3 protein-coding genes and 1 rRNA gene are annotated in these 6,335 nt (G+C 61.1%); all 4 read left to right on the forward strand.

Annotated elements, in window-relative coordinates; genetic code table 11:
• The first annotated feature begins 246 nt into the window (after positions 1–246).
• The gene (locus MCUHO_RS01145; RefSeq protein WP_067072475.1) at positions 247–990 is read left to right on the forward strand and encodes a DUF7518 family protein; all 744 of its coding nucleotides are present in this window, start codon (positions 247–249) and stop codon (positions 988–990) included.
• A gap of 18 nt (positions 991–1,008) precedes the next feature.
• Positions 1,009–4,452, forward strand: a complete 3,444-nt coding sequence (smc, locus tag MCUHO_RS01150) for a chromosome segregation protein SMC (RefSeq protein ID WP_067072477.1) — start codon at positions 1,009–1,011, stop codon at positions 4,450–4,452.
• Entirely contained in the window at positions 4,445–5,197 is a 753-nt protein-coding gene (locus MCUHO_RS01155) for a segregation/condensation protein A (RefSeq protein WP_067072478.1), read from the forward strand. Before smc ends, MCUHO_RS01155 begins: the two co-directional genes overlap by 8 nt.
• A gap of 1,013 nt (positions 5,198–6,210) precedes the next feature.
• A 16S ribosomal RNA gene (locus tag MCUHO_RS01160) occupies positions 6,211–6,335 on the forward strand; the annotation flags it as partial.

Here is a 6,335-nt window from a genome sequence, read left to right on the forward strand (position 1 = left end):
TTGCTCTGTTGAGGTAATATGCTTTGTTTTATATGGGGCTGATTAAGGCTGCCCGGGAGGCGTTCTCTGTACCGGCCTATCGAGGCACGGGCATGAACCCGGGCGGGAGGGTACCCGGGAGCCAGCCACAACGGCTGGCGGGATTTTCCCGACTGCGTCCCGGATTTAATGTAATACTTCTTCATTCGGGGAATCTATAGTAATATTATTACGTAATTATTATCAAGGATTAGTTTGAGGGAGATAATGGCGCAGAAGGATGCGAAGATACGATTTCTTGAGCGTGAACTCGCGGAGCGCGAGAAGGAGATGGAGACAATGAGAGAGCGAGAGCAGCCGCCGGTATCGGAGGCGGGAGACGAGCGCCTGCGCGACCTTGAGCGGAAGGTGCGGGAGTTCGAGGACGTGATGAAAGGCCTGGCGGAAGATCGCGGGCAGTCCCGGGCGCCGGAGGCGGGTGACGAGCGCCTGCGCGACCTTGAGCGGAAGGTGCGGGAACTCGAGGCCGTGATGAAAGGCCTGACGGAAGAGATCCTGGACGTCAAGTCCGTGGCGATGCAACTATCCCGCGACGTGGCTGAGCGCAGGAAGGCGGCGGTGGTGCCGGCGGAGACGAAGCGGCCCGAAGTTACGCTCCAGGCGGAACCGCGCGCCGCGGCGGAACCTCGTTCCGCGGCAGAACCCAGATCCGTGCGTGCCGTGGAGCGGAAGACTCCCGCGCGCCCCGTGGAGAAACGACCACCCGCGCCCGTTCCGGAGGATGACCGGGATCTCGAGCTCATCATGCAGAACGACGGGACCCTGAGACCGGAGCCAAGGAGATCCTCGGAGTACATCGTTGCCAGCACCGGATCCGGGATCGCCGCGGCGAAGGGACGGGGGAAGGGCAGCAAGCCCGCCGAACGCAAGCTCTTCGTCGAGCAGAAGAAACGCCCGGTCGATGATGTCATCCAGGCCGAAGAGGACGACACCGTCGACCTCGATCGCTAGGTAAAGGGAGCCCCGTCCTTGTACATCACGCAGCTTGAGATCGACAACTTCAAGTCTTTCGCCAGAAAGACGAAAATTCCTTTTTTCGAAGGATTTACCGTCGTCTCAGGCCCGAACGGCTCCGGAAAGAGCAACATCATCGACAGTGTCCTCTTCGTCCTGGCCCTCTCGGGTGCGCGGGGGCTGCGGGCCGAGAAACTGACCGATCTCATCAACGTCAACTCCGGGAAGAACACCGCCGAGGTGACGGCCACGTTCTCGGACGGCACGACGGTTCGCCGCCGGATCAAGCGGACGCCGACGGGATACTACAGTTACAACTATCTCAACAACCGTCTCTGCAAGCAGGCCGACGTCATCGAGTTTCTCGCGAAGATCGGGATCAAGCCGGAAGGCTACAACGTCGTGATGCAGGGTGATATCACCCGCATCATGGAGATGACCGACGGCGAGCGGCGGAAGATCATCGACGAGATAGCGGGTGTCGCCGAGTTCGATCACAAGCGCGGACAGGCGTTCTCGGAGCTCGAGGTGGTGCGGGAGCGGCTCGAGCGCGAGGAACTTCTCTTGAACGAGCTCGTGGCACGGCTGGACGCGCTCCAGCATGAGCGCGAGCAGGCGATGGAATACCGGCGGTGGCAGGAGGGGCTCGAGCACCTCGGACAGTGTCGGGGGGCGGCACTCGTCCGGCAGAAAGAGCAGGAGATCGGTACCCTTCACGGTCTCATGCACGACCAGCAGGCGGCGATCGCACGCACCGAAGGCGAGGTCGAAGCCGTCCGGGGAGAGATCGAGGAGGCGCACGGACGCCAGCAGGCCGTCGAGGAGGAGATAAACCACAAGAGCGGTCCCGAGTATCTCGAACTCGTCGGACGGCTCGAAGAGGCGCGAAGCGCGATCAAACTCGGCGAGAAGACCATCGAACGGCTGAAGGTCAACCGCGACGAGAATGCCGAGGCCGTCCAGCGGGTCTACCTTGATGGCAAACGCGCCGAGGCGAAAGTCGAGGAATGTGTTGCGCAGATCCGCAACCTCTCGATCGACCGGGCGAACCTCGCCATGGAACTCGCGACGCAGCGCGACGAGATGAAGGAGGTCGAGGATCGCATCGCGAGCGGGAGCAAGGAGGTCGAAGGGGTAAAAGACCAGCTCTTCGCAACGATGCAGGATCTCGAGAGCAAGAAGGAGCTCCGGTCGAAGATCCTCCGCGAGCAGGACATCTTCATCGAGAAGAGCCGGATGCGCACGTCGGAGCGGGAACGCCTGGACGCGCGTATCGCCCAGATCGAGGAGGAGCTCACGAACAAGCAGGAGCAGGTCGCTGAGTACTCATCCTGCATGGCCGACTGCGAGGCACAGAAACGCCAGATCGAGCGGGATCTCTCCGAGGCGGAGAGCACGCTTTTTGGGCGGCGCTCGGCGCTCGACCGGCTGAAGAAGGAGATCCGGGAGAACGAGCAGAACCTGATGCGCTTTGAAGCGCAGCAGCAGGCACACGGTGATGCCGGCGGGAAGGCGATGGATGTCGTGCTCGGCATGGACGGCGTCCACGGCACCGTCGCGCAGCTCGGGCGTGCTCCTCCGGAGTACGCGACCGCGCTCGACGTGGCGGCGATGGGCCGGCTCAGGTGGGTCATCGTCGATACCGACTCGGTGGCGTCCGATGCGATCCGCTACTTAAAAGAGAACCGGCTCGGGCGGGTCACGTTCCTGCCGCTCAACAAACTCAGGCCCCCGATCCTCTCGCCGCTCGAGGCCGATCCCGGGATCGTCGGCTACGCGGTCGATCTCCTGGAGTTCGATCCGGCGTTCGACCGCGCGTTCCGTGTCGTCTTCGGCGCGACGGTGGTGGTGGATACCCTCGACCGTGCGCGGCGGATGATGGGCCGGTACAAGATGGTCACCATCGAGGGTGATGTCGTCGAGAGGAGCGGCGCCATGACCGGCGGTTCCCAGGGAAAGAAGGTCCGCGGGTTCGGGGTGGCGGTCGACGACGAGATCGCGCGGGTGCGTGCGAAGCTTGCCGAACTCGAGGCGGAAGCGGGCGAGATTGAGGCGTCCATCGGTCGATTTGCCGTGGCCGCGGAGTCGAAACGGGCGGAGCGGAGTTCGATCGAAGAGCAGGTTGCACGCTACCGCATGCTGGTGGACGAGTACCAGAAGCGTATCGAGGTGCTCTCCGGCGAGAAGCGGACGCTCGAAGAGAGTCTGCGCGAGATGCTCGATTCCGCGAAGACCGGCGGCGAGGAGCTTGCGCGGCTTGAGGGGGATCTCGAGCGGATAACCGGCGAGATCGCGCAGGTGTCGGCGGAGATCGACGACCTGAAGAAGAAACTCAACGACACCGAGGTTCCGGTGCTCACCGAGCGGTACGAGAGCATCCGCAAGACTGTCGAGGATATCGAGCGGCGGCTCCGGAACAAGGACGCCGACATCACCGACGCGAAGCGCGAGCGCCAGCACTTCGCGAACCGCATCGAGGAACTTGCGGCGGAACGGAGCCGCCTGGAGACGAAGAACCAGGAGATCGACGCCGAGATCACGGCAACACAGGAGCAGATCGAGGATCAGCGGCGCCTGATCGGCGAGCTCGAGGCGCGCCAGAAGGAGTTCTCCGACGAACTTACGGGCCTGCACGAGAAGCGCGACCAGGTTCTTGCGGAGATCCGGGTGCTCGACCAGCGCTCTCTGGAACTCTCGGGCGCGATGGAACGGATCCGGATGCAGATCGACGCTCTCGAGGAGCGGGAACAGTCGCTCCTGGCGGAACTTGCGGTGCTCCGGGAGCAGGCCGGCGACGTGGAGACGGATCTCGATCTCGCTGCTATCGATGCCGGGATTGCAGAAGCCGAGCGGGCGTTAAAGAAGATCGGCGCGGTGAACATGCTCGCGATCGAGGAATGCGACCGGGTTGCCGCCCGCGTCGAGGAGCGAACGGAGAAGAAAGAGGTGCTCTCGCGGGAGCGGATGATGCTTCTCGAGCGGATCGAGAAGTACGAGAAGATGAAGTACGACGCCTTCATGGTTGCTTTTACCGCGATCGATACGAATTTCCGCGAGATCTTCGCGCGCCTGACCGACGGGACCGGGAGGCTCATCCTCGACAACGAGGAGGATCCCTTCGCCGGCGGGATGACGTTTGCGGTACAGCCGCGCGACAAGAAGGTGCACCTCCTCTCCTCGCTCTCGGGGGGTGAGAAGTCGCTCACCACGCTCGCGTTCATCTTCTCCATCCAGCAGTTCATGCCCGCGCCGTTCTACGCGCTCGATGAAGTGGATATGTTCCTCGATGGGAACAACGTCGGCCGCATCGCCACCATGATGAGCGAGCTCTCGGGGAACGCGCAGTCGATCATCGTCTCGCTTCGAAAGCCGATGATCGAGCGCGCCGACCGCATCGTGGGCGTGACAATCCGCGCCGACAAGAGCACTTACGTGACCGGTGTGCAGAACAATGGATGAGGAGCCTGTCGAGATCCTGGCCGGCATGGCCGAGCGGGGAGAGGTCGATCCGTGGAACATCGATATCGTGGACGTGACCGACCGGTTCCTCGCCGAACTCGATCGGCGTAAGGAACTCGACCTGCGGATCTCGGGGAGGACGCTCTTTTATGCCGCGTGCCTGTTGCGCCTGAAGTCGGACTATCTCGACGGCTGGGGCGAAGAAGAGGACGAGGACTCGTTTGACGAGGACGAGGATGAGTCGTTTGAGGATCTCGGGTTCGACTACGAGTCGGCCGGGGAGACCGAGCCGATGGGGCGCCTGGAGCGGGAGATCCAGCGTCGTCTGGGGCGAAAGAATCTGCGGAAACGCCCGCCGGTAACGCTCTATGAACTCATCAAGCAGTTAAAGACGGCAGAGAAGGAGCAGCGCCGCAAGCAACGCAAACGGGTCTCCGTGCCGAGAGAGCCGGATCTTGACCTCAGTGCCGGGGACGTGGTGGCGGTGGCGCACGATGAGGGTTACCAGGGCGCGGTCGAGGTCGTCATGAAGGAGTTCCGGCGCGCCGCCCAAAAAGGCGATATCCTGACGCTCGGCGAGCTCTCCGGTGCCATGGGGCGGACCCGCCGCGAGGTCTACATCCCGCTCCTGTTCCTGATGCTCGAGGGAGAACTCGTGCTCTGGCAGGACGAGTTCTTCGGCGAGATCTATGTTGGCGAGCAGATCCCTGAGAACGATGCTGGAGAACGCGGCGAGGGCATGTAACATCCGGGCCAGATAAGGGCTATCGCCCTGTTCCCGCGTAGTTCCTGTCTGATCCGCGATTGACCGTACTGCGCGCATGGGATCATATCCGCGCTCCGGATCCCCGGTGCAGTCTTCTGAGGGCGAATCCAGGCAATTTTGCGGTGGGATTCCACTTTTTTGGATGGGTTTCGGGTAAATGTTTAAATATCCCTGCCATCAACATGTAATAGTCAAGTTGGGAGCAGAATCCGTGTGAAATCTGCACAAATTGTGCAGAACGTCCGGAGATCTCAACGTTTATGGGGGTCAAAGCCGTGTGCTTGGATCCGACGATGCAGGGAAATGTTTATGTGCCATTGGTGACAACAGAGTGAGGCTGTGTTGTCAGGGCGTCGGATCGTGCAGCCCCTCGGGGTGGTCTGATCCCGTGCCCCTCAACCGCTGTGAGGGCCCGACAATCGATTCGGGTCTGATGCGGGGTGACAATGGTTGGATCTCCGGAGATCCGGTGTGTCCTCGCGAGGCTGCATCCATGCGGGTGCAGCGGTCGGGGATGCGTCTGAACTCCGGCCCGAAACTCCTGGTTGGAGCAAATGTTTATATGCGATAACTCGCAAATATATGTTCCTGCACAGGTGAAGCGTCTGGGTGCCCGGAACGTGAAATTCCGCCCAGTTCCTCGATCGGGCCGGAGATTCCCTCGGAATCTCCGGGCGGATCTGGATGCAGGGTGCAAATGTTTATATGCTTGCAGCACGAACATTGATCCCTGCACGAGTAAATCGCGCGACCCGATTCGGGTCAAATTCCCTGTAACCAAAATTCGATATGAAGATCCGAGATTCGCTCTCGGATCCGATGCGGGAAACAGATGTTAAATACTCATACAACCAACATTGTTTCCCTATTGATGGAGAACCGACGCGACCGCGCCGTGACGCGGGTTGGTTCTGACGTTGGCATTGGCAATGCGGAAATTTGTTCAGTAACCGCTAATTCCTCCCAAGTTTACAGTAGTGTGCATACTTCAAATTCTGGTTGATCCTGCCAGAGGTCACTGCTATCGGGGTTCGATTAAGCCATGCGAGTCGAGAGGGTTCGGCCCTCGGCGTACTGCTCAGTAACACGTGGATAACCTGACCTGAGGAAGGGGATA

This window comes from Methanoculleus horonobensis (assembly GCF_001602375.1).
Taxonomy (GTDB): Archaea; Halobacteriota; Methanomicrobia; order Methanomicrobiales; family Methanoculleaceae; genus Methanoculleus; species Methanoculleus horonobensis.

Coding starts and splice junctions, on each gene's coding strand:
- MCUHO_RS01155 (WP_067072478.1), top strand. CDS start 4,445: ATGGATGAGGAGCCTGTCGAGATCCTGGCCGGCATGGCCGAGCGGGGA.
- MCUHO_RS01145 (WP_067072475.1), top strand. CDS start 247: ATGGCGCAGAAGGATGCGAAGATACGATTTCTTGAGCGTGAACTCGCG.